Source organism: bacterium, from assembly GCA_021372775.1.
Classification (GTDB): Bacteria; Acidobacteriota; Polarisedimenticolia; order J045; family J045; genus JAJFTU01.
This window is the reverse complement of record JAJFTU010000037.1, coordinates 1-2,585: the sequence shown is the minus strand read 5'-3', so window position 1 is coordinate 2,585 and position 2,585 is coordinate 1. Positions and strand designations below refer to the sequence as shown.

Annotated in this window: 2 protein-coding genes and 1 tRNA gene; 2 read left to right on the top strand and 1 reads right to left on the bottom strand. The window is 68.6% G+C overall.

Annotated features, from left to right (window positions below; all coding sequences use genetic code 11):
* Both LLG88_01570 and LLG88_01565 read left to right on the top strand, forming a co-directional pair.
* Positions 1–366 (top strand): hypothetical protein (locus tag LLG88_01570; protein MCE5245596.1); only part of this gene is annotated, 366 nt, incomplete at its 5' end.
* Between the two features lie 208 nt (positions 367–574).
* Positions 575–2,014, top strand: coding sequence for a DUF4041 domain-containing protein (locus LLG88_01565; protein MCE5245595.1), 1,440 nt, complete (start codon positions 575–577; stop codon positions 2,012–2,014).
* 350 nt (positions 2,015–2,364) lie between these two features.
* Here the strand turns inward: LLG88_01565 and LLG88_01560 are convergent.
* Positions 2,365–2,451, bottom strand: a tRNA-Leu gene (locus tag LLG88_01560).
* Positions 2,452–2,585 lie beyond the last annotated feature (134 nt).

Below are 2,585 nucleotides of genomic sequence, written 5' to 3'. Positions count from 1 at the left end.
TGGGAGCGGGTCGGCGGCGCGGCGCCGGTTCCGGCGGCGGAGACGGTGGCGCGCGGGAAGCGGCTCGCCGGCTTCGTCGTGTTCACCGGCTGCGCGGCCGACGCGCGCGGGAACTGCAACGCCGTGGTGACGTTCAAGCTGTTCAAGCCGGACGGCTCGTCCTACGGCGACGGCGACCGGGGCGAACTGTGGTCGGGCAAGCCGGCCCCGCGCAAGAACCAACTTCAGCTGAGCGTCGGCGGCATGGTCTTCGTCTTCGACCCCACCGATCCCCTCGGCCGCTACACGATGATCGCGGACGTCGAGGACCTCGTCTCCGGCAAGAAGCTCCACCTCGAGAAGACGTTCGTGGCCGTCGAGCGGTAGGGACCGCCGGCGCGTCCCGACGATCGTTGCCGCGCTCAAGACGCCTCCGCGCCCGCCGCCCGACGTGATCTCCGGCGAACGTCGCCGCGTGCCGCGGACCCCTCCGCGGCCCCACGCGACGGGGCGGGCAGGCCCGGTAGAACGAATCGTTGGGCTGCAGTAGGCTCCCTTCGACGCCGCGACATCCGGCGGCGTCGGGGGGGGAATGATGGACATCGTCGATGTGTCGCTTGCCGTAGCTCTGATCGCCGCCGTCGCGGCGGTGGTCTGTTTTCTCCGCGCGAAGCGCGTCGCCGCCGTCAACGGGACGCTGCGTTCGGAAAACGAGTCCCTGAACGCCGAACATGCGAAGGTCCGCGAGAAGTACGGCCCGATCCTCGATCTCGACGCGGAGCTGGCCGCGCGGACCGCGGAGATCGCCGAGGCGACGCAGAACCGAGACACGTTGCTCGCCGCCTACCGGCGGGACTACGGCGTGTGGGAGAAGCTGAAGGCCGAAGTGGCGCTCCTCGAAGAGAACTTGGAGGACATGAGCTTCGGCGTCTACAAGCCGCACTACAACTTCGAGCATTCGGCGGCGTATCGGGCGGCTCTCGAGGACGTGTGGCGGAAGAAGAAGGAAATGGTGCGCGCGGGACGAGCCGCGGTGTGCGAGACGACGTGGACCGTCGGGGGAAGCGTCAAGGAAGGCGCGCGCATGACCAAGCAGAACATCAAGGTCATGTTGCGGGCCTTCAACGGCGAGACGGACGCGGCGGCGGCGAAGGTGGCTTGGAACAACGTCGTGAAGATGGAGGAGCGTATCCGCCGGGCGTACGCGGCCATCAACGAGATGGGCACGTCCAGCCAAGTGAGCATCGTCCCGGAGTACCTCGACCTGGCGTTGGCGGAACTGCGGCTCGCGCACGAGTACGAGCAGAAGAAGCACGAGGAGCAGGAAGAGCAGCGGGAGATCCGCGAGCGCATGCGGGAGGAGGAGCGCGCGCAACGTGAGTTCGACCGGGCGCAGCAGGAGGCCGCGAGCGAGGAGGAACGGTTCGAGCGCGCGTTGTCGAAGGCCCGCGCGGAGGTCGAGAAGGCGAAGGGCGACGAGATCGAGGCGGCCAACGCGAAAGTCCGGGCGCTCGAAGAGAAGCTCGCCGAGGCGCAGGCGAAGTTGGAGCGCGCCAAGTCGATGGCGGAGCAGACCCGCTGCGGATACGTGTACGTGATTTCCAACGTCGGGTCGTTCGGGGAGTCGGTCTTCAAGATCGGCATGACGCGGCGGCTCGAGCCGATGGACCGCGTGCGGGAACTCGGCGACGCATCGGTGCCGTTCCAGTTCGACGTTCACGCGATGATGTACTCGGACGACGCGCCGACGCTGGAGAAGGACCTTCACAGGGAGTTTGCGGACCGCAGCGTCAACTTGGTCAACATGCGGAAGGAGTTCTTCGCCGTTTCTCTCGGCGAGATCGAGGCGTTCGCGAAGACGAAGGGCGTGACCGTCGAATTCACGCAGTCGGCGGAAGCGCGCGAGTTCCGCGAGACGTGCTCGATTCGTCGGGAGAGGGCGCTGGCGACCGCCGAGACGGAGCGCGGGAGCGCGCCCGACGAGTTCGCGGCGCTGCTGGCGGAGGCGTCGGCGAGCGGCGGCGCCCACGCGTGAGGCTCGGCTGTTGCGGACGGCGGCGGAAGGCCGCGGAAGCGTAGATCCCTGTCGTTGAGGGCGCAGGCCCTCAGCGGCGCCGGAGAAGATGGCGAAGGCCGCAGAAGATCAGGTACCCGACCACGAACGGGATGAACCAGCCGACGAAGAACATGCTCCCCCCCTCTCGCGCCGCGCGGAGGGCGGCGCGACCCGATGGTACGACGGAAGGGCGCCTTTCGGTCCGGCGAGCTCCCGGCGAACGAGCCTCCACGGGCCGAGGCTCTCGCCGACGCCGTGCGGAACGGCGATCGACCACCCAGAAACGAAAAACCCAGCCGCGAGGGCTGGGCTTTCTTGCCGCTGAGTTATGGTGCCGAGGGCGAGACTCGAACTCGCACGTCCTTGCGGACACATGGACCTGAACCATGCGCGTCTGCCAATTCCGCCACCCCGGCAGCGGCGACGCGGGATAGTAAAGCAGGGCGGGGGCGCCGTCAACTCCGCGGCGCGTTCGTCGGCCCGCCGGGCCCGGCGCCGCGCCCGTTTCCGCCGCCGGCGATACCGCCGCGGCGGGCTGTAGGGCATGATG

Excerpts from the sequence above, each read along its gene's own strand:
- LLG88_01565 (MCE5245595.1), top strand. The coding sequence starts at position 575 with ATGGACATCGTCGATGTGTCGCTTGCCGTAGCTCTGATCGCCGCCGTC.